The organism is Methylophaga sp. UBA678, assembly GCF_002299105.1.
Classification (GTDB): Bacteria; Pseudomonadota; Gammaproteobacteria; order Nitrosococcales; family Methylophagaceae; genus Methylophaga; species Methylophaga marina.
This window is the reverse complement of record NZ_DBNG01000006.1, coordinates 1-24,969: the sequence shown is the minus strand read 5'-3', so window position 1 is coordinate 24,969 and position 24,969 is coordinate 1. Positions and strand designations below refer to the sequence as shown.

The window sequence follows — 24,969 nt, the reverse complement described above, 5'->3', positions numbered from 1 at the left end:
CGAAAAACAGAATGTGATAAATAACTAAATACCGTTAACAAATCGTTTTACCTGTCATAATTGAAAAAACTTAACGGAATTATGCCGCGCTGATATAACAAGATTGTAAAAATAATATAAAAATCCATGAGCAAAAATGACGCCTCTGCTAACATTGACTAAGGCCATCTCTCCCTTAAAAGGGTATTTACTGGCGACGCTCATCATGACTGGTATCAGTCTTGTCACTGCGTTGCTGACTCCCCTATTTCTTCACACCAGCCTGTTAATGCTGTTTATGGCTGGGATTGTATTTATATCCGCCAAAACGGCGCTTGGTCCCGCCATTTATGCCAGCGCTTTAAGTTTTACGATCTTTAACTTCTTTTTTACTGAGCCTTATTACACACTGGATATCACCCATCGTCATGATGTGGCGACCTTAGTGTTATTTATCTTTGTCAGCTTGATAACCGGAAATTTAGCATCAAAAATGCGGCTGGCCATTGCTGAATCGAAACAGGCACTAGAGAGGCAGCATCGCTTTTTTTCATTCAGCCAGAAAATGACATCAGCTATGAATACAGGCCTTGTATTAGACACGCTGCAGCAGGCTTTTCAACACACGTTATCCTCGTCGTTCTACCTGATTGAAAAAAACCAGCAAGAACTCGTTTTTACGCCATCCACACCCCCATCTCACTCCATCAGCCTATTTGAAACAATCTGGGAGAACCCAGAAAATAGCGAACTAATAGATGGGGAAGTTATTGCCCTTAGGACAGAGAATAAAACACGGGCACTTATCTACGTGCCATCGCCTTTAACTGAGGTGCAGTCAGCGGCGCTGCAGACTTTTTCGAATCTCGCAGCATTGGCGCTTCAACGCATTCTGCTTGCTGAAGATCTGGAAACAAGCAGGCGGCTTTCAGAAACAGAACAGTTACGCTCTGCACTATTGTCTTCTGTATCACATGACTTACGGACACCACTTTCATCTATTATTGGTTCGGCATCGAGTCTGCTTGAGTATCAGGAAAAACTGTCAGCTGATGATCAACAACAGCTGCTTCTCACCGTCCTGGATGAATCACAGCGTCTGGATCGTCATATTCAGAATTTATTAGATATGACACGTTTTGGTCAGGGCAAAGTCACGCTGAATAGAGATTGGGTTGATATCCGAGATATCATTGCGAGCGCGCTATACCGACTACGTGATGCATTAGATTCATGCCATTTGAATATCTCAGTGCAAGATAATATTCCCATCATATGGGTACATGGTTTATTAATAGAACAAGCACTTGTCAACATCATTGATAATGCTGCCAGAGTGACACCAGCAGACGGTGATATTGATATTTCCGTTAAGCTCACCACAACCTGTCTCGACATTGATATTAGTGATAATGGACCGGGCATTGCTGATCATGAAAAAGTAAAAATATTCGATATGTTTTATAGCGTGACGCATGGTGATTCTGAAACCAAAACAGGCACAGGACTTGGTCTGGCGATTTCGAAAGGTATGATTGCTGCTCATGGTGGCAATATTGAGGTAATAGATAATTCATCTGGTGGCACCATCATGCATATCACCTTACCGAAACATCCTGTTGTGTACGGACCTCAAGAATGAGCATGTCATCAAAAAAAATTCTGATTATCGAAGATGAACCACAGATCAGGCAGTTTTTACGAATCAGTCTAGAGGCCCAAACCTATGATGTTTCTTTGGCGGTTACTGCTAAAGAAGCGATTGCCTTCTCTGAGTCGCAGCATTGTGATCTCATTATCCTTGATCTGGGACTACCCGATAGAGATGGTCAGGATGTTATCCGGATATTGAGAAAACAAACTCAAGCTCCGATAATTGTGTTGTCTGTAAGAGCGAGTGAAGATGAAAAAGTACGGGCACTTGATTCAGGTGCCAACGATTATGTGACCAAACCTTTTGGTATCAGTGAGCTCATGGCCAGAGTACGGGCATTGATACGGATTCATGATAATCAGCCAAGCCCCCATGCGATTATCCATGTTGATAATTTAGCAGTGAACACGCAAACTCGAGAAGTCTGGTTGGATGACCACAGTATTCATCTATCACGCAAAGAGTTTGCCCTATTGTATGAGCTGATAGCGACACCAGGGCGAATACTGACGCATCAACAATTACTCAAGCAAATTTGGGGAGAACATTTTATGACCGAAACCCATTATTTGCGGATTTTAGTGGGGCATCTTCGGCAGAAGTTGAATGACGACCCTATGCAGCCTAAATTTATCATTACCGTTCAGGGTGTTGGTTACCGTTTCAAATTTTAATGCCTTATGTATTGAAGGTCTGCTTCAATACCAATAGCATCAACACCCTAGTGACTCAGCGTTCTTATCAGGAAACAAGCATGCTTACCCATTTAGTCAACATCATTTTTCTGCTTTTTATGCTTAGCAGCATGAGTATACAGGCGACAACTTTAACCGTGGATGGTTTAGCAAATAAGAACACACCTAAGGCAACGGACGTCGCTTTCCAATTAATTGATATGAAAACCGGTAAAACCCTGATTGCTCAGCGTGAAGATCAGTTACAGCCCCCAGCGAGTTTACAAAAGTTAGTCACTGCCCTCGCCGCAAAACTCTATCTGAAAGATGACTTTCGTTTTGTAACACGACTTGAGCGGAATAAAGAGGATGTCATCATACGCTTCAGTGGCGATCCTAACTTTAGCTCAGATGACCTGGATGGATTATTTAAAACCCTGCGAGCAAATCAGTCGATTATCAAAGGTAATCTTTATATTAATGGTGCCGCTTTTGATGATTACGAACGGGCCATCGGGCTTCCCTGGGATAATCTTGGTGTATGTTATAGCGCCCCTTCCAGCAGTATTTCCATTGATAAAAACTGTGCCATGGGCAATTTATATGTCAAACCTGGCGCAAGCAAAGCAAGAGTATTACTGTCAGCCAAAAAGCCCATCAATATCGATACCTCATCGCTACAAATCATCAAAACAAACGTGAGTGATGATGATTACTGTCAGATGAAATTACTCGCTGATGAACAGAATCACTATCAAATCGGTGGCTGTATCAATGAAGCATCACTACCTGTGAAGTTGAAGTTTGCTTTGCAAAACACCACAGCCTATGCCAAATCTTCTATTGAAGAAGCGTTAAATAAAGCCGGTATTCAGTTAAAAGGAAAAATCATCCGCGATGACAACAAAAATGGCGCCGTCATCACGGAACATCAATCAGCACCGCTTGATTCACTTGTCAGACAAATGCTCAAGCGATCAGATAATCTTATTGCTGACAATATCTTAAAAACGATTGGTCATCAGTTTTATAAACAATCTGGTAGCTACGAAAATGGTATTGCGGCACTGCAGCACATACTCAAACAACAGGCGAATATTGATCTCAGCCATGCCATGTTAGTGGATGGTTCTGGTCTGTCCAGAAATAACAGGTTGTCAGCTTCACAACTGATACAAGTGGTGTCTTATATATTCAAACATCCTGAACTTGGACTAATTAGTGATCTCCCAGTCTCAGGTGAGAGTGGCACACTGGCTTTCAGAAGCAGTGTGAATAAACCGCCCTTAAAAGGCCAAATACAAGCCAAGACCGGTACGCTCTATGGTACATATAATTTAGCGGGTAAGATTCGCACAAAAAGTAACCGGGACTTGCTATTCGTTCAAATCGTCACTAATTTTCACCCTGCGGATGAAAAACAGTCACGCTGGCCCGTGATGAAATTTGAAAAGTCGTTGTATGAGTCGATTTATCAACGTTTCTAACCGTGACGCCTCTCGCAATTTAAGGTCGAAATAGGTAGAATTTTCGGCTTCTTATCACGTCAAATTCTTGGAAGATTAACCATGGCTCAGTACGTATATAGTATGAATCGGGTGGGCAAAATTGTTCCGCCAAAACGAGAAATACTTAAAGATATTTCTTTATCCTTTTTCCCTGGCGCAAAAATCGGGGTGCTTGGCCTGAACGGTTCAGGTAAATCAAGTCTGCTTCGTATTATGGCGGGCATCGATCAAGATTACATTGGTGAAGCACGTCCAATGCCTGACTTGAATATCGGTTACTTACCTCAGGAACCCGAACTGGATGACAGCAAAACCGTGCGCGAAGTGGTTGAGGAAGCTGTCTCCGATGTGAAAAGTGCGCTCGATGAACTTGATGCTATTTATGCCGCCTATGCCGATCCTGATGCCGACTTTGATGCCTTAGCCAAGAAACAGGCTGAATTAGAAAATCTGATTCAGGCAAAAGATGGACATAATCTTGAAAATGCTTTGGAACGTGCAGCTGACGCCTTACGTCTCCCACCATGGGATACGCCTGTTTCGGTCTTATCCGGTGGTGAACGTCGTCGTGTTGCTTTATGCCGCTTATTGCTCGACCATCCTGATATGCTGCTTCTTGATGAGCCAACCAACCATTTAGATGCGGAATCCATTGCCTGGATTGAGCGGTTCTTACAGGAATACCCTGGCACCGTGGTCGCCATCACCCATGATCGCTACTTCCTGGATAATGCAGCAGGCTGGATTTTGGAGCTTGACCGTGGTCGTGGCATTCCATATGAAGGCAACTACTCTTCATGGTTGGAGCAAAAAGACCAGCGCTTGCAACAAGAAGCTAAAGAAGAAGCGTCTCACCAAAAAGCCATTAAGGCAGAACTGGAATGGGTCAAACAAGGGGCAAAAGGTCGTCAGACTAAATCAAAAGCCCGTCTGAAATCATTTGAAGAAATGAATTCACGTGAATTCCAGAAACGCAATGAAACACAGGAAATTTATATTCCACCCGGTCCACGCCTGGGTGATAAAGTCATTGAACTCAACAACGTGACAAAATCTTACGGTGAGAAGCTGCTCTTTGAAAACCTGAGCTTATCGATTCCAGCAGGTGCCATTGTCGGTATTATCGGTCCTAACGGGGCGGGTAAATCGACCCTCTTCCGCATGATTTCTGGTGAAGAACAACCGGACTCCGGGGAAATCGAAATTGGCAGTACCGTTGAGTTAGCGTATGTGAATCAGTCACGTGAGCTGGATGGTAAAAAAACCGTGTTTGAAGAGATTTCTGATGGTGCTGATGTGATTACCGTCGGAAATTATCAAACCCCCTCTCGCGCTTACTGCGGCCGTTTCAACTTCAAAGGCTCAGATCAGCAGAAGTTTGTTAAAGATTTATCGGGTGGTGAACGTAACCGTCTGCATATGGCAAAACTGCTTAAGTCTGGCGGTAATGTGTTATTGCTTGACGAGCCCACCAATGATCTTGATGTAGAAACACTTCGTGCCCTAGAAGAAGCCATTCTTGCATTCCCTGGTTCTGCCGTCGTGATATCGCATGATCGTTGGTTCCTTGACAGAATATGTACACACATCATTGCCTATGAGGGTGACTCTTCGGTTGTCTTCTTTGAGGGGAACTATAGTGAGTATGCTGAGGATTATGCGAAACGTTTTGGCAAAGACCATCAACCTGAACGTATCAAATACCGTCGTATTGGTTAATTCATCAGGCTGCCTGTTCACACAGGCAGCCAATCTTTCTTTGTACCAGTCAACGCTGAATCTTTTTTCATCTTTCGCGTGTCTATGTGTCGATGAGTAATATGTTGTGATAGATCAACCATGAAAAACGCACAAAAAGCCCGCTTAAAACTTCGTTGCCCAATTACTCTGGGTCGTCAACATGAAATCAATGTGCCATCAGGCTGGTTCGAACTGGTTTTTAATCTCTGTGCCGCTATCGAGGATGTGGCTCAAGAGATCAATAAAAAACACCGGCAACGCATGTTTCTACCAAGAATAGTCTTCATCGAGGAACATCAAGGCAAAATTCTATGTGATGTCATCAATGGCACTCGTGATATCAATCACATCATCAAACAAGCGCAAATGCGGTCAACTAAATGCTGCATGATTTGCGGTGACGAAGGCTCACAATTCCGTTTGGGTAGAACGCTGGTCACGCGATGTGAAAAGCATCGTTCATATGAGATGTACTATTAATTATTCCGGTGTTCCAGACAGTTTTCATAAACGGCTTTCTCAATCTGCTCTTCTGACTGCGATTCAGGGAAAGTAAAAGCTAGGTTTATCGCCAGTTCAATCTTTCTCAAAAACGCCGTATGCTTAAACTCGGAGGGCGTTGCCTGTTGCATCTCTGCTTTCGTTTTACCCTCTAATCGTTGAGCGAAATAGTCTCCGGTTAAACTTGAAATTTGCAGACACTCTTTATGAGCTTCATCTTCAGCCATGACCAGGGGGGCAAACCATACAGCTAGTAACATCAGCGCGACGTTCAATTTCATCATATCCTCACATTAAGTGACTTATCACCCTCATTGAGACTAAAAAGAAATGATTTAATTTCTTCACACAAATTTTTAGTCAGATACCCGATAATAACGGCCTAAATAATAAAGAAGGAAAAGCATGAAAGCGTTACTCATTATTGCTCATGGCAGCCGTCGACAAGCATCAAATGATGAAGTGAAAAAGATTGCTACACAAATAAGAGAACACGGACAACATGACTTTGATATGGTCGAATCTGCTTTTTTGGAGTTGGCTTATCCCCTTATCCCTGAGGGTATAGAACACTGTGTAAAATCAGGCGCTAAACAGATTGTTGTTTCACCTTATTTTCTAAACTCGGGCAAACATGTCACGGAAGACATTCCAGAGATCATTGCAGATGTCAAAGCGGCGCACCCAGACATCATTATTGAGGTCACACCTCACGTAGGCTCCTCTCCTATCATGCTTGATCTGATATTACAAACGGCATCAGGCTCATAACTAGGTTCAATAAAGTCTGCATCGAGTCGATAAACAGTTTAATAATTGACTCGAGACGCACATGTCACACCGCTATTTGTACTTGATCGTTTTTTTATTATCATCATCGATATCATTCGCCGAAGACAGACCTAAGTGGCGTGCCAGCAATATTCAGTTTTTATATGGCAATCAATATGAACTGGGCCCCTCATCAAGAGAGTCAATAACAATTGAACATGCGTCATCGTGGCAGTTCGGAGAGAGTTATTTTTTCACCAATGTCTTTAATCGTTCTGATACAAGTACTGAATTCTATGCAGAGTTTTATCCCCGTCTTACCTGGAAGGCCTTAACAGCACGGCCACTCCCTTTCACTCTATTGGATGATATCTCTATTGTTGCTGGTATCAATGCAGGTAATTTACCCAAATCAGTCCCGTTCAAGGCTTATCTACTGGGTGCCGGTGTCAAGTTTAAAACATCTGTATTTGATTATCTCAAATTAGATGTTATGGCTTTTAAGGCTGATCATCTTGAAACCACTGGCATACAAGTTTCTCCAATTTGGGGAATGACTTTTGATATTGCTCAACATCGCTTTTTATTTAAAGGCTTTATTGACTGGCAAAGTGCTGAAGCGACAGGCGGGCATGCCAGTCTGTTGGCTCAACCTCAACTACTCATTGATGTCGGTCATTACTGGCAACATGACAAACAATTCTATGCAGGTATCGAGTATTCGTACTGGTACAATAAATTCGGACTGGATGGTGTGATTGAGTCTGTTCCACAAGTTATGCTTTTACTTCCCTTCTAGGCTAAGGCAGAAAATGAAACAACTTTATGCTTGGATATACGTCTATCGCAGTTACCTATTAATTTTTTTGATAGGCAGCATGGCCACTGCGTATTTAATGCTGCAAGAAATGCATGAAATTGATGTACAAAGAGAACAAATCGCCAGTGCCTTTATCGCAAAACACGCATCATCATTACAAAGTACATTATCAGAACGTTTATCGAGCCTGGAATCCTTAAACGCATTTGTGATTGAAAATGCACACTATAATCTGCAAGTGAAAGAAGATGAGCAACAATTCCAAAAGCGCTTCGATCGTTTTGCCAATCAGCTTCACCAATCCGTAGATGGTTTTTTGAGCCTACAACTGGCACCACAAGGTGTTATTCGTTATTTAACTGGGCCTGAAAATAACAAAAAAGCATTAGGCTATGATTTATTTAAAGATGATGCTCGGAGAGAGCAGATCATCAGTGCTATTTATTTATACGAACAAGTCATAACCGGACCAATAAACCTGATTCAAGGCGGTAGCGCTATCATCGCCCGCAAGGCCATCTTTAGCGAATTATCGCCAAACTCATCATCCGATAGGCTTATTGATCATCACCTGTTAGCTGACAAAAGCCTTAAACCAAGGAATGACTTTTGGGGCTTGGCAACGATTCTTTTTACAACGGAAAGCTTACTCAATGAAGCGGGCTTACTCGACTCAGACATGAATGGCTTTGAATTGGCGCTAAAAGGCAGGCATGGCTTGGGTGAAGATGGCGAAGTATTCTGGGGACAAGCGGCTATTTTTGATAAGCCCGATCATATATCGCCTATCCATTTTCGTTCCGGTAGTTGGCTGCTTGCAGTCAAAAATACCAGCACTTACCCCATTGCTAGAGTGCTTAACTTTGCTGCACTTGGCACGCTATTGACGATTACCTTACTTGTGGCGGTATACATGCGTCAAAGAAATCGCTCCGCCAAACAACGTGAAACAGCTAAAGATGCTTTTTTAGCCATGGTAAGTCATGAGCTTCGTTCACCGTTAAATGGTGTTATCGGTTTGACGAGTTTGTTAAATAAAACAGCGTTAGATACAGAACAACGTCAACTGGTTGAATCATTATCAATCAGCTCCAAACAACTCTCCTCTATCATTGGCGACATACTGGACTTTTCAAAAATATCAGCCGGGAAGTTAGAGCTTGACTATCAAGCCGTTAATCTAGCCAGCACTATTGAGGATTGTGTACGTATTACTACCCCACTGGCCGAGCAAAAAGATTTACCTATTACGGTGAATATCGCACCGGTTCTTATGGAACAACTCATCATGACCGATGAGATCCGTCTGAAACAGATTGTGCTTAATTTGCTCAACAATGCTGTCAAGTTTACTCAATCAGGAAGTATTAAAGTCGATATCGATGCTATTGAAAATTTTGGACAGCAACGGTTAATCATAAAAGTCACGGATACTGGCGTAGGGATGAGTGCTAAACAGATGACAGGGTTATTTGAACACTTCAATCAACTGGACCAGACGACAAACCGTAAATATGGCGGAACAGGCTTAGGACTGGCTATATCTAAAAGTCTAGCCGTGTTGATGAACGGTGATATTCATGTGCAAAGCAGCATCAATAAAGGCTCCTCTTTCACGCTCGATTTACCCCTATCGTTGGTAGAAAAAAACCAGACAGTGAGTGAAACGCCCCATCTTGCTATTGAAAACAAAATTTCTCAGCTATCTATTCTTGTCGTTGACGATCTTGAAATGAACCGCTTTATGATGCAAATGATTATCAAAAAACTGGGTGGGGATGCCGCATTAGCAGAAAACGGGATTGAAGCCATTCATCTGCAAAATGAACATCACTACGATCTCATCTTTATGGATTGGCAGATGCCGGATTGTGATGGTGTTGAAGCGACCAAACGCATCAGAAAACACTTCAACAATAATAATCCCTGGATTGTGGCACTAACAGCTAATGCTTCAACGACAGATAAGCAAGAAGCCATTGACTCGGGCATGAATGATTATCTTCTTAAACCGGTCAGTGTAGAAGATATAGAGCGTGTATTTGAGCGGTATTTTGCTCTAGCCGATACAGAATAAAGCGAACAATGTTACATTTAAGTTAAACAATAATTAAAAAATAATATAACCATCATTTAACACAACAATAATGTCATATAGGTAACAATATGGAGAGAGAAACCACACACGCACTATGGGACCGTGAAGGTGCTTACAACAGATTACTGAATGATGAAGCCCTACTACAAAAGATGATGCAGATGTTTTTAGATAATGTTGAAAAAGCGATGTCTGTACTGGAGTCGTCACGATCACAGAAAGACTTCGTATCCATAAAAGCCCATGCACACAAATTAAAAGGCAGTGCATCTGCAGTAGGTGCTTTAAGAGTTGTAGATGATTGTATTGCCATTGAAGAAGCTGCTAATGCGACTGATATCGAAAGAATTGAAAGTGAGATGTCATTGTTAAAGAACGATATATCAGATATCCAGTTGACCATGACTGATTACCTCAACCACAATACCACTTAGATATATAGCCATCTTGTAACTGACAACCACAAGGTCTAATTGATGAAAGTATTAATTGCTGATGATGATGAAGTGAGTCGTCTCACACTCTCTTCCCTACTTAAAGGTTATGGCTGTGAGTTACACGTTACCAAAGACGGTCACGAGGCCATGGCTGTCATCAATCAAACTGAAGCACCTGAATTAATCTTTCTCGACTGGAATATGCCAGGTATTAATGGCGTTGAGATTACCAGCCTAATTCGTCAAAACCTGATCGACTCCCCTCCTTACGTTATTATTGTTTCTTCAAACAATAAAAAAGAGCAGATTATTGAAGCCTTGGCTGCAGGCGCGGATGACTTTATCACCAAACCCATCGATGGCTTATTTTTAAAAGCCAAATATGCTGTAGCCGAGCGCATTCTGCGCGTGCAGGATCGCTTAATCAATACAAACAAAATGCTTGAGAAGCTTGCTTATTATGATGAACTGACGGGTGTGATGAACCGTCGAGCAGGCATTGTTGCGGTAGATATTGAGATAGAACGGTGTATTAGAAAGAACGAATTACTGGCTGTGGCTTTACTTGATATTGATCATTTCAAACACATTAACGACTTCTACGGCCACCCGGAAGGCGATAAAGTCCTTAAACAGTTTAGTAAACACGTTCAGCAAACTTTGCGTCCATATGATGTATTGTGCCGCTATGGTGGAGAAGAATTTCTTATCGCTGCCTGTTTAAAGAAACGTGATGAAAGTGAGCTACTCTTTGAACGAATCCGATCTACTGTTGAAAATATGGATATGGAATTCAATCAAGCTATCGATGTGACAACGAGCATCGGCGTTTGTATTCACCAGCCAAGTCAGCACTCCAAGGTTGCTAATCTTATTAAACAAGCAGACGAAGCACTCTATGAGGCGAAAGGCGCTGGGCGTAATAAGATTGTTACCGTTCCGGATTAATCAATCCACAGAGCGAGTTGCTCTGCAATCTTTTTATAACCGATGGCATTAGGATGAATCGGATCTGATTTCCATTCTATTTCACCTTCAACTTTTGCGATGATGCCGTCTTCAATGGCAACGTCCTTAGCTTCAGCTATACGTTGGTAGACAGGTGAAGCTTGCATCAATAATCCCGGTTTAGGCACCGAGACTAAAAGCACCTTAGCGCCGCTTTGCTGGATGAGATCAACCATCTTGCCCAGGTTTGATTCCAGTTCGCCTACATTCAGTTTTCTCAATAAGTCATTGCCACCATGACATAAAATCACCAGTTGAGGATGATGTTTATTTAACAATTCAGGTAGTCGCTCCAGTGCCTTTTCACTTATCTCACCGGGCACACCAGCGTTAATAACAGTTCGACCGGTAAGCTTAGCAAGTTGAGCAGGATAACTTTGTTCAGGGTTAGCGCCAGTGCCAAACGTCAGGCTATCACCAAACGCTAATATGACATCGGAATCGGCGAGTTCAAATTTCTGTTTTTCATCTGAACAAGCTTGAAGGAATACAAGCGCGATGATTAATAGAAGAAATGTCCATTTTCTATTTATCTGTCTCATACTCTTAAGCTGCCACTGTAGGAAACAAGCACCTAAAATTCTGACTGGTGACAGCAGCAATATTTTCAACCGTATCACCACGTAACTCAGCTAAAAACTCGGCCACATGTTTTACAAAAACTGGCTTATTGGTTTTCCCGCGGTGTGGCACTGGTGCCAGATACGGTGCGTCAGTCTCTATCAATACTCTGTCTAATGGCAATTTTTTAGCGACTTCCTGTAACTCTTTCGCACTTTTAAATGTCACAATGCCTGATAGCGAAATATAAAAACCAATATCCAGTGCTCGCTGAGCCGTTTCCCAATTTTCAGTGAAACAGTGAATAATGCCGCCGGCATCTCGTGCATTCTCATTTTCAAGTATCGTCATCGTATCTTCGCGTGCTTCACGCGTGTGAATGATTAAAGGTTTCTTCGTTTGTTTACCCGCTTCAATATGCACACGAAAACGATCACGTTGCCAGGCAAGATCACCTTCACTACGGAAATAGTCGAGACCGGTTTCACCGATAGCAATGACTTTAGGATGAGTAGCTTCTTCTACCAATGATTCCACAGAATATTGCTCATCTGCTTCGACATTAGGATGAATGCCGACACTGGCACTGACATTAGGGTAACGATCAGCAATGTTTTTTACATCCAGCGAGCTTTTTTTATCGATAGCGATACAGAGAATATGATCTATTCCCTGACTTTCTGCCTCGGAAACCATAGCATCTATGCCGCCCTCTTCATCGGCAAGCAAATTGAGGTGACAATGTGAATCAATATACATAAACAATAACAACTTGAAATAGGGGAATGGAAGCCGTTAAGAACAGGCTTACATGGTATAAGTGGCTTTATCTGATTTAAGCTTATCGACTAAATAGTTTTCAATCTTACCTCTGACAACAGCAGCACTCCCGTCAATATCACTGAAATGGACACCAATACCGGCTGCCTGATTACCTTGAGCACCACGTGGTGTTATCCAGACGATAGTTCCCGCCACCGGTAACTTTTCTGCCTCATCCATCAGTGACAAAAGAATAAATACCTCTTCACCGAGCTGATAGCTTTTGGTTGTGGGAATAAACAAACCACCATTTTTTACATAAGGCATATAAGAGTGATACAGCATATTCTGATCGGTAATTTTCAGTGACAAAATGCCTTTTCTTGGATTAGAAGCCATTGTATTACCTGTTTATTGTTGATGCTGCTGAATCTGACGTGCATGTTGCATAATCGACACCATCAAATCTTCTAAAAGTAAGGTTTTATTTAGGTTATTCTGAGAGGATAGTAACTTCATTGTATGGATGATGCAATCTGAAATAGCCCAATAATGCTTGAGGAGATGGGATTCTAGCTGCTCTTTTCCATCTAACAGTGAAGCCAGTTTGGTTTGTATCATGGCTTGTAATTGATGTAACACAGAAATCAGATCAAACGCTTGCCATTGAGAGGCGAGTTGCACAGGATTGGCTTCAGCACGCATTAATGCTGCCATACCTCGAAAAACCTGTTTGCTCTGCTCAATCCCTTCTTCACCTATATCTAGTGCAGCTACTGGCCCACCATGAGCCAGTTTCAGCACAGTCTCAATCTCCTGCTGATTCCAGTCGGATTGGCTCTGTAACCATTCAGCAGCCAGAGCATATTCTGGTCGTGATATAGTAATCGTTTGACAACGGCTTTTTATCGTTATTGGAAGTCTGTGGAGCGAGCTGGCCACCAGAATTAGGATGGTATTATCCTGCGGTTCCTCAAGCAGCTTTAACAAACTGTTAAAAGCATTGGTATTCATACGATCTGCTTGCTGGATAATAACAGTTTTAGCTGGAGAAACCTTAGGCATTAAGGACTGTAAATCTTTCAGCTGCCGGATTTGATCGACTTTTATCTGCTTACCGGCCTCCTCTGGCTTTAGAACAGTATGATCTGGATGACTTTCTGCTGAAAATAACTGACAGCTATGACAAGTATTGCAGCTCTCAAAGTCCTCCGTCGGATTTAGACATAACAGACTTTTAGTCAGCTTGTTGGCAAGCACATCATTGTCTAGTCCATAGATTCCGTTTAGCAAAAGAGCATGAGGCATTCGTTTAGACTGATAAAGTGAAACAATATGTTGCCAAGCAAGCTGATGCCAGGGATATAGCTCTGTTTTCATACTTTTTTCAGTAATTTATCAAGTATGTTAGAAACTTGCTGTTCAATAGCCGTAATAGACTTCTCTGCATCGATAATCTGAATACGTTCAGGCTCAGCGGCTGCACGTTCAAGATAACAATGACGAATTTTCTCAAAAAAGTCAGTTTTTTCTTGCTCAAACCGATCTTTCTGCAACAATCTCTGGTTAACACGTTGCTGCCCCACATCGACAGGCAAATCAAAGAGTAACGTTAAATCGGTTTTCAGACCTGCCAGCGTCCACTCAGACAGAGCGGCAATGCGTTCTTCATGAATACCTCGTCCCGCCCCCTGATATGCAAACGTGGCATCAACAAAGCGGTCACATACGACCCACTTTCCTTCTGATACAGCAGGAAGAATGACCTGATTAATATGCTGAGCACGTGCAGCAAACATAAGTAATAATTCTGTATCATCACTCATCCGCTCTTCTCGTGGTTTGAGTAATAACTCACGAATTTCTTCAGCCAGTGGTGTACCACCGGGTTCGCGTGTGACGACGACAGTTTGATTGAACCGCTCTAAATAGGTTTTGATAAACTGGATTTGCGTTGACTTGCCAGCACCTTCAATACCTTCAATACTGATAAATTTACCGATCATTGTTTATTCAATTGATACTTTCTTACCGCTTTATTGTGGTCGGCCAGATTGGATGAAAAGATATGTCTGCCATCTATACCCGTTGCTACAAAGTATAAGCTGTTACCTTTAGCTGGATGAAGTGCAGCGTTGATTGATTCTCTACTTGGTAAACAAATAGGGGTCGGTGGTAAACCACTACGTGTGTAGGTATTGTAAGGAGTGTCAGTTCTCAGATCTTTCTTACGTAAATTACCATCAAAGTTTTTCCTGATGCCATAAATCACAGTTGGATCTGTTTGTAGCCGCATGCCTTTTTCTAGTCTGCGCACAAATACACCAGCAATTTCTGGTCGCTCATCAGCCACGGCGGTTTCTTTTTCGATAATAGACGCCATGATCAACACCTCATAAGGTGATTCATATGGAAGGTCCTTAGCGCGATATTCCCATGCTTGTTTTAAGACCGTCTGCATCTGTTCGTATGCACGTTTCAAAAATTCAATATCGGTGGTACCAGTAGGAAAATGATATGTTTCAGGAAGAAACCAGCCCTCACCTTCTACATCTGGTTTGCCTAAGGCTTTCATGACCTCACTTAGTTCCGCCTTTTCTATGGTGTGTTTGATTTTTGGATGAGCGGCTACTACATCAATAAGTGACTGTGCTGTCATTCCCTCAACGATGGTCAGTGAGTTCATTATCACTTTGCCAGAGACGAGTTTATTCATGACTTCTGGCAAGGTATCACTCGGGGACAACTCATATTCACCTGCTTTAATTTTGCTGGCTAAGTCATTGACTCTTCCATAAATTCGCAAGTGTATCGGCGTGATTGAAGTAATATTTTGCTCGTATAATTGCTGACTGACACGCTTAAGATTACTACCCGGTTCAACAACAAATGCTACCGGCTCAGCAATGGAAAGCGGTGTGGTCATAAAACGGTTGTATTGGATAACAATATAGGTACAGATGACAGCAGCTAACAACGCCGGCATGAGAGTTTTTAATAAAATCGTATTCTTCATATCAATTGTCAGTAGTGCTCAGTGCCTTTTGCAAACGTTGTGTTATAGCGCCGTGAGACCATGTTTTGTTGGTTCCGCTCAGTGCAGTGACTGGCCATATGTTAATCAAACTGTTTGTGAGGAAGACTTCATCCGCTTGGTACAAATCATCCATGTTTAAGGTCGTTATTTCAGTGGGTATATTTAAAACTGAGGCAAGTTCTATTACTCGCTGACGCATAATCCCTTCTATCCCGCTCTCATTCAGGTTCGGTGTCAATAAATGTTCATCTTTGACCAGAAACAGATTACTCATTGTCCCTTCAACAAGCCGGTCTTGGTAGTCTAACATCAAGCCTTCTGCAATCACGTCAGTAGACCATTCATTACGCGCTAGCACTTGTTCAAGGCGGTTCAAATGCTTTATGCCAGCCAATAGTGGATTCGAAGAAAGTCGTATTGAACAGAGTTGAACTGTGACGCCTTCGGAATAATGAGCGGGATAGTCTGGTAAAGGATGACTAGCAATAATACGCTGGGGCAATGCATCCAGAGGCGGTTTATAGCCGCGCCCACCGCTACCACGAGTAATCATGATTTTTATCACAGCATCTTGTGCTGTCTGCGCACAAAGTGTGACTAACTCATGCTGAAGTAACGCTAAATCAGTGAAGTCGATTTGTAAGCGACTGCACCCACGAAGTAAACGTTCAATATGGGCATCGAGGTATTCTAGTTTTCCATGTCGAAAAGGGATAGTTTCAAACAGACCGTCGCCGTATTGAAGGCCACGGTCTGCTACTGAAAGCGTTGTTGCCGGTTGACCATTTATCAGAATCACCGGTTCACTCAACTTAACTTAACTTTTTGAATATTACAGTACCGTTCGTACCGCCAAAACCAAATGAGTTAGACATGGCGACATCAATTTTCATTTGTCGTGCAGTGTTAGGTACGTAATCGAGGTCACAACTTTCATCCTGATTATCAAGGTTAATTGTTGGTGGTGCAACTTGGTCACGTATTGCAAGTAAGCTAAATACCGCTTCTACGCCACCTGCAGCACCCAATAGGTGGCCAATCATCGATTTAGTTGAACTTATCGCTACGTTGTTTGCCGCATCACCTAATGCTTTTTTGATGGCTTGTGTCTCAGCGGCATCACCTGCAGGAGTCGATGTGCCATGTGCATTGATATAATCGATTGCTTCAGGATTTAAACCTGCATCCTTGATCGCATTGACCATACAGCGTGCAGCGCCTTCTCCGCCTTCAGAAGGTGATGTCATATGATACGCGTCACTGCTCATGCCTGAACCAACAAGTTCAGCATAGATAGTGGCACCACGCTTCACTGCATGTTCATACTCTTCCAGGACAATGACACCCGCACCATCACCTAATACAAAACCATCACGGTCTTTATCCCACGGACGACTAGCCGCTGCAGGATCATCATTTCGCGTTGACAATGCACGTGCTGCGGCGAAGCCACCAAGACCGGTTTTCGATGTGGCCATTTCTGCGCCACCGGCAATCATGACATCCGCATCACCATATTGAATCATGCGTCCCGCAGCAGAGATACAGTGTGTACCCGTTGAGCAAGCTGTTACGATAGCCGTATTAGGCCCTTTCATTCCATACATGATGGATAAATTGCCTGATATCATATTAATGATATTACTCGGTACAAAGAAAGGTGAGATTTTACGAGGTCCACCATTCAAATAACTGTCGTAACCTGCTTCGATACCGGGTAAGCCGCCAATACCTGAACCAATAGCAACACCAATTCTTTCTGCATTTTCATCGGTAATAACCAGTCCAGCGTCTTCAATAGCTTCTTTGGCTGCTGCGATACCGTAATGAATGAAGGTATCCATTTTTTTGGCGTCTTTTTTAGGAATGACTGATGTGACGTCAAAATTTTTCACGCTCGCACCAAAGCGAACAGTAAACTCTGAAACATCAAACAACGTCAGTGGTGCTACACCACTTTTTCCTGCAACAATATTTTCCCAGCTTTCTTTTACTGTCAGCCCGACTGGCGTGACAGCTCCAAGACCAGTAACGACAACGCGTCTTTTCGACATCAGGTTTTCCCCTTAAACCTACAGGTATACATGACATAGCCGCCTAGCATGTTCTCACACACTAGACGGCTATCATAAGCGCTTTTAGTTATATTAAGACTGATGTGCGTTAATATAAGAAACGGCTTCTTTAACTGTAGTGATTTTCTCAGCTTCTTCGTCTGGGATTTCACATTCGAAAGCTTCTTCCAAAGCCATAACCAACTCTACTGTATCCAGAGAGTCTGCGCCCAGGTCGTCGATAAATGAAGCATCCGCAGTTACTTCATCAGCGTTGACACCTAATTGTTCAACAACAATTTCTTTTACGCGAGCTTCGATATCACTCATAACTAATATTTCCTTTGGTGGTTAATACATCAAACAATGTGCAGGCATTTTATAGTGCCTGCACCATTGAGACAAGCTAAATGGCATTCATATAACTTGACTCATAATTAAATTACTTAATTAATAGTCAGTTACAGACTATTAGCTCATATACATGCCGCCATTAACGTGCAATGTTTCTCCCGTCACATATCCAGCATGGGTACTGGCAAGATAACTCACCGCAGCGGCAATCTCCTCAGGTAAACCCAATCTCTTTAATGGGACTTGCTCAAGTAACGCAGTCTTGTGAGCTTCTGGCAAAGAACTTGTCATATCGGTATCGATAAAGCCAGGAGCAACAGTATTGACCGTAATGCCGCGGGCACCCACTTCGCGAGCTAGAGACTTGCTGAAGCCGATTACACCAGCTTTTGCCGCTGCATAGTTAGTCTGTCCAGCATTGCCCATTGCACCCACTACAGACGTGATCGTAATAATTCTACCCCAGCGCGCTTTAGTCATCGCTCTTAGGCAACGTTTACTAAGCTTATAAATCGGAGTGAGGTTTGTATTAATGATGTCATCCCACTCATCATCTTTCATACGCATTAATAAGTTGTCGCGTGTGATGCCAGCATTATTAACCAGAATTTCCGGCGCACCAAACTCAGACTCAATCGTCGAGACAACATTATCAATAGCATCAGCATCGGTGACATTAAGAACGATACCACGACCTTGAATGTTGGCTTCTTTTAGAAAGTCTGAAATAGTCGCGGCACCATTTTCAGATGTTGCTGTACCGATAACAGTTGCACCTTGCTCTCCCAAACTGATCGCAATCGCCTTACCAATGCCGCGTGTAGCTCCAGTGACCAGAGCAATTTTTCCATCTAAGCTCATTTTATTCTCCTAATACTTGTTGTGCTTTCTCAAGCGTGGTCAAATCAAATAATGGCACTGCGTTAACTGATTTATCGATACGCTTTGTTAAGCCTGCTAAGACTTTTCCAGGACCACACTCAACAAGTTGACTCACATTTTCTGCTGCAAACCACTGCACTGTTTCCACCCAACGGACAGGACTGTATAACTGCTGAGCTAAAAGCGATTTAACAGACACCACATCTTCTGCTGCAGTTACGCTGGCATTGTGGATAACAGGCGTTGTTGGCATATGGATTGAAATTTCATCAAGTTTTTGAGCTAATTGCTCAGCCGCCGGGCGCATTAATGCACAGTGTGATGGCACGCTTACAGGCAGTATTAAGGCGCGCTTTGCACCTTTCTCTGTTGCTATCTCAGTGGCTTTTTTTACCGCAGCTGTCGAACCAGCAATGACAACCTGACCAGGCGAGTTAAAATTGACAGCCTCAACAACACCGATAATGGATGCTTCGCTGCAGACATCACGTACGATATCATCTGACAGACCAAGAATCGCAGCCATAGCACCTTCACCAGCAGGGACAGCTTGCTGCATATATTGACCACGTAATTCAACCAATTTGACAGCATCACTAAAATCGATAGCTTCTGCAGCGACAAGTGCTGTATATTCACCAAGACTGTGACCAGCAAAATAATCTGGCTTGATAGCAGAAACTGATTGCCATACACGCCACATGGCAATACCTGCTGTTAACATGGCAGGTTGAGTACGGTCTGTCTGGTTTAACGATTCTTCAGGACCATTTGAAACTAAATCCCATAGATCATAATTAAGTGCATCAGATGCTTGCTGGAATGTTTCTTTAACGATGTCATGTTCAGTAGCTATCTCAGATAACATACCGATTGATTGAGATCCCTGACCGGGAAAAACAAAAGCTGATTTCATTCATTACCCCTGAATATCAGTACTGAATAAGGGCTGAACCCCATGTGAATCCGCCACCAAAGGCTTCAAACAATAAAGTCTCACCACGTTTTATGCGACCATCACGCACCGCTACATCAAGCGCCAACGGTATTGATGCCGCTGAAGTATTACCATGTTTATCTACAGTAACCACAACGTGATCCATAGACATCTGTAGCTTTCGTGCTGTAGCCGCGATAATTCGAATATTAGCTTGATGGGGAATTAACCAATCGATATCGCTTTTATCAAGCTGATTAGCCTCAAGCGTTTCATCAACAATACTACTGAGCGTTTTGACGGCAACCTTGAATACTTCATTACCCTGCATATCGATATATGGAGATTCATCAGTCACTACTGAACCGGGACCCGTTGGGACTTGTAACAAACGATTGAAACTGCCATCTGAATGGATATGTGTTGAAATAATACCAGGCTGTTCTGAGGCTTGAAGCACTACCGCTCCTGCCCCATCACCAAACAGCACACATGTATTTCTGTCAGTCCAATCGATGATGCGTGAAATAGTTTCAGCACCAACAACAAGCACATTCTTAACACCGCCAGATTTGATGAATTTATCGGCCACAGTCAGCGCATAAACAAAACCGGTACATACAGCTTGAATATCAAAGGCAGGACAGCCAGCGATGTTAAGTTTGGCTTGTAATAATGAGGCAGTACTTGGAAATATTTGTGTCGGTGTCGTCGTCGCCACAATGATCAGATCAATGTCATCATTGTTGATTCCAGCCGCTTCAATTGCTTTTAAAGACGCTTGATAAGCTAGGTCTGTGGTTGTTTCATTCTCTGCAGCAATGTGACGTTCTTTGATTCCCGTCCGTTCTTTAATCCATTGATCACTGGTTTCTACCATTGACTCAAGATCATGATTGCTGAGTACTTTTTCTGGCAGATAGCTGCCTGTACCCGCTATACGAGAATACATCACAATACTTGTCCTTCCAGTAACACTTCCAAGTGTTTTGTTATATTTTTAGGTACGTCCTGGGCGGCTTCTACAATGGCAATGTTAATGGCATTTGCGAACGCAAACTCATCTGCGCTACCATGACTTTTAATCACGATACCTTGTAAGCCAATTAAATTCGCACCGTTGTATGCACGCGGATCTAACTCGTTACGGAAATGTTTTAATACTGGCGAGGCAATTAATCCGGCCAATTTCGTCAACCAGTTTCGGGTAAATGATTGTCGCAAGTAATGACGAATCATATGAACAACGCCTTCACTCGTTTTCAACGCCACATTGCCGACAAAACCGTCACAAACAAGCACATCTGCTTCACCATGGTATAAACCATCACCTTCAACGTAACCGATGTAGTTCAGGTCTGTTTGCTCTAGCAGCCGAGAGGCTTCTTTTACCCGTTCATTACCTTTGATTTCTTCTGAACCGATATTAAGTAAGCCAACCTTTGGTTTTTCTTTACCATCAACCAATTCAGCAAGAACAGAGCCCATTAAAGCAAACTGAACCAGGTGTGCAGCACTTGAATCAACATTAGCCCCTAGATCCAGAACATAGGTATGCCCTTTCATCGTTGGCAAAGCTGAAACAATAGCGGGTCTTTCGATACCTGGTAATGTTTTTAAAACAAATCTGGCTGTAGCCATCAAGGCACCAGTATTACCGGCACTGACACAAGCAGCGGCTTGACCTTCTTTGACTAAGTTAATAGCCACTCGCATTGAGGAATCTTTCTTTCCGCGCAGTGCTTGGGAGGGTAATTCATCCATCTCTACCTGCTGAGAAGCATGATGGACAATTAATCTTGGTTCGTTATCAGCACCATTCTTTTGAAGGTTTGAATGAATAGTTTCTTCATCACCAACAAGAATTAATGTGACATCTGGATGTTTTTTTAATGCTGATATGGCAGCGGGGATCACGACTTGAGGTCCGTGATCCCCGCCCATTGCATCAATTGATATCGTCAGGCTCAATTGTGTTTATGCCTTATTCGCTTTTATCCGCAACGACTTTACGACCACGGTAGTAGCCATCAGCTGATACGTGATGACGACGGTGTAACTCACCTGATGTAGAATCAACAGATAATGTTGTTTCTGTTAACGCATCATGTGAACGACGCATTCCACGACGTGATGCACTTTTTTTGTTTTGTTGAACAGCCATGACTAAAACTCCTAAGCCTTTTAAAAATTCAAAATTATTTTTTTGATTTCAATGCAGATAACACTGCAAACGGAGATGCCTGTTTTTCAGGTGTCTCCTCTATCTCTTCATCCCCAGATTGCCAGACTTCTTTCGGCAGACAATCAAAATCATGTTTAGGCACCAGGGGAAGTGCCAAGATTAATTCATCTTCAACCACGTCAGCAGGGTTCACAAACTCTGTTTCGTCAATTATCCAAGGCTCATACTGCTCTGATAATCGGCTAACAAGACGTTCATGCTTTACCAAACCTAACAGCGTATTGACTTCTACAGGGTAGAGTAACTCTTCCATACACCGCTCACAGGTGAGTGATAGTGTCGTCACAAAGTTACCTTGCATGTAGGGTGTGCCGGTTTGGTCAATATCAAATCGCATTTTGATTTTGACTGTACCTGAGTCACTAAATAAAGATGGCTTCAAACGTGACAGTTCTGTCAGTTCAATTTCACCTTCAAGTTCCCGTCCATTATGAGCAAATCGAAACGGATCAATTTCTTTTGGTAATTGCTGGCGCATAATCGACGGGATTATATAAGAAATATCGAAAAACAGCAAAGTGGATGCATTGTTGGCCTAATCATATTCAATTATTGTGTAACTCAATCACAGCATTACTTTTGTCAGAGTTTTGTTTGTTTAGATCGTTTCTCATGGCATCGATGTAATATAAGTAGTTCGCATCAATATCCCCTGTAATGTATTCACCATCAAAACATGATGTATCAAAACGCTCTACGTCCGACTTTTTATTGATCGCCGCTACCAAGTCATGAAGATCTTGATAGATGAGCCAGTCGACACCTAATTGTTTTGATATTTCTTCAACATTTCTATCATGAGCCACAAATTCATTTGCTGATGGCATATCAATACCGTAAACGTTCGGGAAACGAACAGGTGGCGCGGCAGAAGCTAAATACACTTTATTAGCGCCTGCATCTCTTGCCATCTGAACAATTTGCTGTGATGTCGTACCACGAACGATAGAGTCATCTACTAAGAGAACATTTTTGCCCCTGAACTCTAAATCAATAGCATTTAATTTTTGACGAACTGACTTCTTACGCATGGTTTGGCCAGGCATAATAAATGTGCGACCGATATAGCGATTTTTAATAAAGCCCTCTCGATACACGACGCCCAAATCATAAGAAAGCTGTAAAGCGGCACTTCGACTGGTATCAGGTATCGGAATAACGACATCAATATCGTGTTCAGGAAATTCACGTTTAATTTTTTGCGCGAGTTTTGTACCCATGCGCATGCGACTTTTATGCACAGAAATGCCATCCATCATCGAGTCAGGACGAGCAAAATAAACGTACTCAAAAATACAAGGTGATTTCACTGGATTTTCAGCACATTGCTGAGAATAGAAGTTACCTTTTGTATCAATAAAGACACATTCACCCGGTTCAATATCACGGACTAATTCATAGTCGAGAATATCAACGGCAACACTTTCTGAGGCAACAACATACTCTGTACCCTGCTCTGTTTCGCGTTTACCGATGACCGCTGGTCGAATGCCATATGGGTCACGAAATGCCATGACGCCAACCCCTGAGATCATGGCAACAGCAGCATAAGCGCCTCTGCAACGACGATGAACCTGTGCGACCGCATTAAAAATATCTTGCGGTTGAGGTGTTAATTTTGAGCTGTTTTGTAACTCATGAGCTAATACATTGAGCAAAACTTCTGAATCAGAATCCGTATTCAAATGTCGACGATCTGTCTGAAATAATTCATCTTTCAGAACTTTTGTATTGGTAAGGTTACCGTTATGGGCAAGGGCAATACCAAATGGAGAGTTGACATAAAACGGCTGCGATTCAGCTGATGTCGAACAGCCAGCTGTAGGATAGCGGATATGACCAATACCCATCTTTCCTTTTAGGCGAATCATATGGCGTGTATGAAAGACATCCTTGACGAGACCATTATCCTTACGAAGAAAAAACTTGCCATCATCGTCACAAGTCATTATTCCAGCAGCATCTTGTCCACGATGCTGTAATACGGTCAATCCATCATATAAGGCCTGGTTAACCTCAGAATGACCAACAATACCAATAATTCCGCACATAATTTGCCCTGTCAGGAAGTTAATTGTAGTTGATATGCTGGGCGATATCTGCTGGTAACAGATCACGTACCCACACTGCTAACTTGATAAAATGTTCTAATAATATCGAGTTTTGCCACCAAGAATCTGCCGGCATAGGGGTTGCGCCAGCAGCTAAAACCAAAATAGTCACTAACGCCACACCACGTATTAGTCCAAAAATGATACCGAGGGCGCGGTCTGTCCCCGTTAGTCCAGTTTTTTCGACAACTTGTGATATTAGATGGTTAACCATCGCACCGAGTATGAGCGTCACAGCAAATAAAACGAAAAAAGCAAGAAACAATCTTATTGAAGGCGTTGATATATATTCAGCTAACAATGTTGAGAGGTTTGAGTAAAAAAGTATGGCTACCCAAAAAGCTAGAATCCAGCTAGCCAATGAGAGTACTTCTTTCATGAAGCCTCGGACAATACTGATAGCGGCTGACATAAAAATCAGACCAATTATCAGATAGTCAACCCAAACCATAGTTACCCCGCAATCAGCTGCGATCTAAACGAGAAATTTTAACAGATTAACTATCAACAACCCAGAAGTTTTACAGTTATATTTCATGGTTGGATAGTTCGCTGAAAACACTTGTTAATATTGCAAAATCTGCGTAGATAACTTCAACTTTTTGTTCAATATTTTAGCCGTTTCTTCTAATTTATCGCGGTCTGAAACAGGTTGTAACCGAACACGATAGATAGGTTTATCGTCTGTTTTGAGTATTTCAATCAAAGGATTGTAGCCCATAGACTCAAGTTCTTTTGATAAAGCGTCAGCATTATCACGAACACCGAAACTGGCGAGCTGTAACACCCATAACGTTTCGTTGTTTTTAACTTCTGGAGCTGGAGCTGGAGCTGGA

Annotated in this window: 29 protein-coding genes; 10 read left to right on the top strand and 19 right to left on the bottom strand. The window is 42.5% G+C overall.

The genetic code is table 11. The features are described 5' to 3' along the window. Nucleotides 1-136 precede the first annotated feature (136 nt). From B3014_RS02020 to B3014_RS02000, 5 genes are all read left to right on the top strand, one after another. Nucleotides 137-1,621: a DUF4118 domain-containing protein gene (locus B3014_RS02020; RefSeq protein ID WP_289244248.1), complete on the top strand. Its 1,485-nt coding sequence runs from the start codon at nt 137-139 to the stop codon at nt 1,619-1,621. A gap of 2 nt (nt 1,622-1,623) precedes the next feature. After that, complete coding sequence (locus B3014_RS02015) at nt 1,624-2,307, top strand: response regulator (protein WP_289244247.1); 684 nt, start codon at nt 1,624-1,626, stop codon at nt 2,305-2,307. 80 nt (nt 2,308-2,387) lie between these two features. After that, nucleotides 2,388-3,794, top strand: a complete 1,407-nt coding sequence (gene dacB / locus B3014_RS02010; protein ID WP_289244246.1) for a D-alanyl-D-alanine carboxypeptidase/D-alanyl-D-alanine endopeptidase — start codon at nt 2,388-2,390, stop codon at nt 3,792-3,794. An 81-nt stretch (nt 3,795-3,875) separates the two neighbouring features. Then, entirely contained in the window at nt 3,876-5,534 is a 1,659-nt protein-coding gene (ettA, locus tag B3014_RS02005) for an energy-dependent translational throttle protein EttA (RefSeq protein WP_289244245.1), read from the top strand. A gap of 120 nt (nt 5,535-5,654) precedes the next feature. Then, entirely contained in the window at nt 5,655-6,035 is a 381-nt protein-coding gene (locus tag B3014_RS02000) for a hypothetical protein (protein ID WP_286304652.1), read from the top strand. On the opposite strand, the gene B3014_RS01995 is transcribed toward B3014_RS02000, so the two are convergent. Further along, nucleotides 6,032-6,340: a hypothetical protein gene (locus tag B3014_RS01995; protein ID WP_289244244.1), complete on the bottom strand. Its 309-nt coding sequence runs from the start codon at nt 6,338-6,340 to the stop codon at nt 6,032-6,034. The genes B3014_RS02000 and B3014_RS01995 overlap by 4 nt on opposite strands. Nucleotides 6,341-6,461: 121 nt before the next feature. Between B3014_RS01995 and B3014_RS01990 the strand changes: the two genes are divergently transcribed. The 5 genes from B3014_RS01990 to B3014_RS01970 all read left to right on the top strand — a co-directional run bounded on the left by B3014_RS01990 (nt 6,462) and on the right by B3014_RS01970 (nt 11,130). Then, nucleotides 6,462-6,827, top strand: coding sequence for a sirohydrochlorin chelatase (locus B3014_RS01990; protein WP_289244243.1), 366 nt, complete (start codon nt 6,462-6,464; stop codon nt 6,825-6,827). Between the two features lie 61 nt (nt 6,828-6,888). Further along, a complete protein-coding gene (locus tag B3014_RS01985; protein WP_289244242.1) occupies nt 6,889-7,626 on the top strand; it encodes a DUF5020 family protein in 738 nt (245 codons plus the stop codon). A 13-nt stretch (nt 7,627-7,639) separates the two neighbouring features. Further along, nucleotides 7,640-9,724: an ATP-binding protein gene (locus B3014_RS01980; RefSeq protein WP_289244241.1), complete on the top strand. Its 2,085-nt coding sequence runs from the start codon at nt 7,640-7,642 to the stop codon at nt 9,722-9,724. 89 nt (nt 9,725-9,813) lie between these two features. Next, nucleotides 9,814-10,179: an Hpt domain-containing protein gene (locus B3014_RS01975; protein WP_289244240.1), complete on the top strand. Its 366-nt coding sequence runs from the start codon at nt 9,814-9,816 to the stop codon at nt 10,177-10,179. Between the two features lie 42 nt (nt 10,180-10,221). Further along, on the top strand, nt 10,222-11,130 hold the full coding sequence (locus B3014_RS01970) for a GGDEF domain-containing response regulator (RefSeq protein WP_289244239.1): 909 nt from the start codon (nt 10,222-10,224) through the stop codon (nt 11,128-11,130). On the opposite strand, the gene B3014_RS01965 is transcribed toward B3014_RS01970, so the two are convergent. From B3014_RS01965 to B3014_RS01880, 18 genes are all read right to left on the bottom strand, one after another. Continuing rightward, a complete protein-coding gene (locus B3014_RS01965; protein ID WP_289244238.1) occupies nt 11,127-11,732 on the bottom strand; it encodes an arylesterase in 606 nt (201 codons plus the stop codon). The genes B3014_RS01970 and B3014_RS01965 overlap by 4 nt on opposite strands. A gap of 4 nt (nt 11,733-11,736) precedes the next feature. Then, a complete protein-coding gene (locus B3014_RS01960) occupies nt 11,737-12,510 on the bottom strand; it encodes a TatD family hydrolase (RefSeq protein ID WP_289244237.1) in 774 nt (257 codons plus the stop codon). A 48-nt stretch (nt 12,511-12,558) separates the two neighbouring features. Further along, nucleotides 12,559-12,912, bottom strand: coding sequence for a PilZ domain-containing protein (locus B3014_RS01955; protein WP_286304661.1), 354 nt, complete (start codon nt 12,910-12,912; stop codon nt 12,559-12,561). Between the two features lie 12 nt (nt 12,913-12,924). Then, nucleotides 12,925-13,893 carry a DNA replication protein gene (locus B3014_RS01950; RefSeq protein WP_289244236.1) on the bottom strand — a complete coding sequence of 323 codons (969 nt, stop codon included), beginning with the start codon at nt 13,891-13,893 and terminating at the stop codon, nt 12,925-12,927. After that, on the bottom strand, nt 13,890-14,519 hold the full coding sequence (gene tmk, locus B3014_RS01945) for a dTMP kinase (protein WP_289244235.1): 630 nt from the start codon (nt 14,517-14,519) through the stop codon (nt 13,890-13,892). The genes B3014_RS01950 and tmk overlap by 4 nt, the downstream gene beginning before the upstream one ends. Then, a complete protein-coding gene (gene mltG, locus B3014_RS01940; protein WP_289244234.1) occupies nt 14,516-15,529 on the bottom strand; it encodes an endolytic transglycosylase MltG in 1,014 nt (337 codons plus the stop codon). The genes tmk and mltG overlap by 4 nt, the downstream gene beginning before the upstream one ends. 1 nt (nt 15,530) lies before the next feature. Further along, nucleotides 15,531-16,361 carry an aminodeoxychorismate lyase gene (pabC, locus tag B3014_RS01935; RefSeq protein ID WP_289244233.1) on the bottom strand — a complete coding sequence of 277 codons (831 nt, stop codon included), beginning with the start codon at nt 16,359-16,361 and terminating at the stop codon, nt 15,531-15,533. 1 nt (nt 16,362) lies between these two features. Beyond that, nucleotides 16,363-17,604 (bottom strand): beta-ketoacyl-ACP synthase II, encoded by a 1,242-nt coding sequence (gene fabF / locus B3014_RS01930; RefSeq protein WP_289244232.1) that lies wholly within the window; start codon nt 17,602-17,604, stop codon nt 16,363-16,365. 93 nt (nt 17,605-17,697) lie between these two features. Then, complete coding sequence (gene acpP / locus B3014_RS01925) at nt 17,698-17,934, bottom strand: acyl carrier protein (protein WP_007145140.1); 237 nt, start codon at nt 17,932-17,934, stop codon at nt 17,698-17,700. A 141-nt stretch (nt 17,935-18,075) separates the two neighbouring features. Beyond that, entirely contained in the window at nt 18,076-18,819 is a 744-nt protein-coding gene (gene fabG / locus B3014_RS01920; protein ID WP_289244231.1) for a 3-oxoacyl-ACP reductase FabG, read from the bottom strand. A 1-nt stretch (nt 18,820) separates the two neighbouring features. Further along, nucleotides 18,821-19,756 carry an ACP S-malonyltransferase gene (gene fabD, locus B3014_RS01915; protein ID WP_289244230.1) on the bottom strand — a complete coding sequence of 312 codons (936 nt, stop codon included), beginning with the start codon at nt 19,754-19,756 and terminating at the stop codon, nt 18,821-18,823. A 16-nt stretch (nt 19,757-19,772) separates the two neighbouring features. Further along, complete coding sequence (locus B3014_RS01910; protein ID WP_414673345.1) at nt 19,773-20,729, bottom strand: beta-ketoacyl-ACP synthase III; 957 nt, start codon at nt 20,727-20,729, stop codon at nt 19,773-19,775. After that, the gene (gene plsX / locus B3014_RS01905) at nt 20,729-21,748 is read right to left on the bottom strand and encodes a phosphate acyltransferase PlsX (protein ID WP_289244228.1); all 1,020 of its coding nucleotides are present in this window, start codon (nt 21,746-21,748) and stop codon (nt 20,729-20,731) included. The genes B3014_RS01910 and plsX overlap by 1 nt, the downstream gene beginning before the upstream one ends. 13 nt (nt 21,749-21,761) lie before the next feature. Beyond that, a complete protein-coding gene (gene rpmF / locus B3014_RS01900) occupies nt 21,762-21,941 on the bottom strand; it encodes a 50S ribosomal protein L32 (RefSeq protein WP_007145145.1) in 180 nt (59 codons plus the stop codon). Nucleotides 21,942-21,975: 34 nt separating this feature from the next. Next, nucleotides 21,976-22,500: a YceD family protein gene (locus B3014_RS01895; RefSeq protein WP_289244227.1), complete on the bottom strand. Its 525-nt coding sequence runs from the start codon at nt 22,498-22,500 to the stop codon at nt 21,976-21,978. A gap of 67 nt (nt 22,501-22,567) precedes the next feature. Continuing rightward, nucleotides 22,568-24,073, bottom strand: coding sequence for an amidophosphoribosyltransferase (purF, locus tag B3014_RS01890; protein WP_289244226.1), 1,506 nt, complete (start codon nt 24,071-24,073; stop codon nt 22,568-22,570). 19 nt (nt 24,074-24,092) lie between these two features. Then, nucleotides 24,093-24,584, bottom strand: a complete 492-nt coding sequence (locus tag B3014_RS01885; RefSeq protein WP_286304672.1) for a CvpA family protein — start codon at nt 24,582-24,584, stop codon at nt 24,093-24,095. A gap of 114 nt (nt 24,585-24,698) precedes the next feature. After that, on the bottom strand, nt 24,699-24,969 hold a 271-nt coding region (locus B3014_RS01880; RefSeq protein WP_289286895.1), incomplete at its 5' end, for an SPOR domain-containing protein.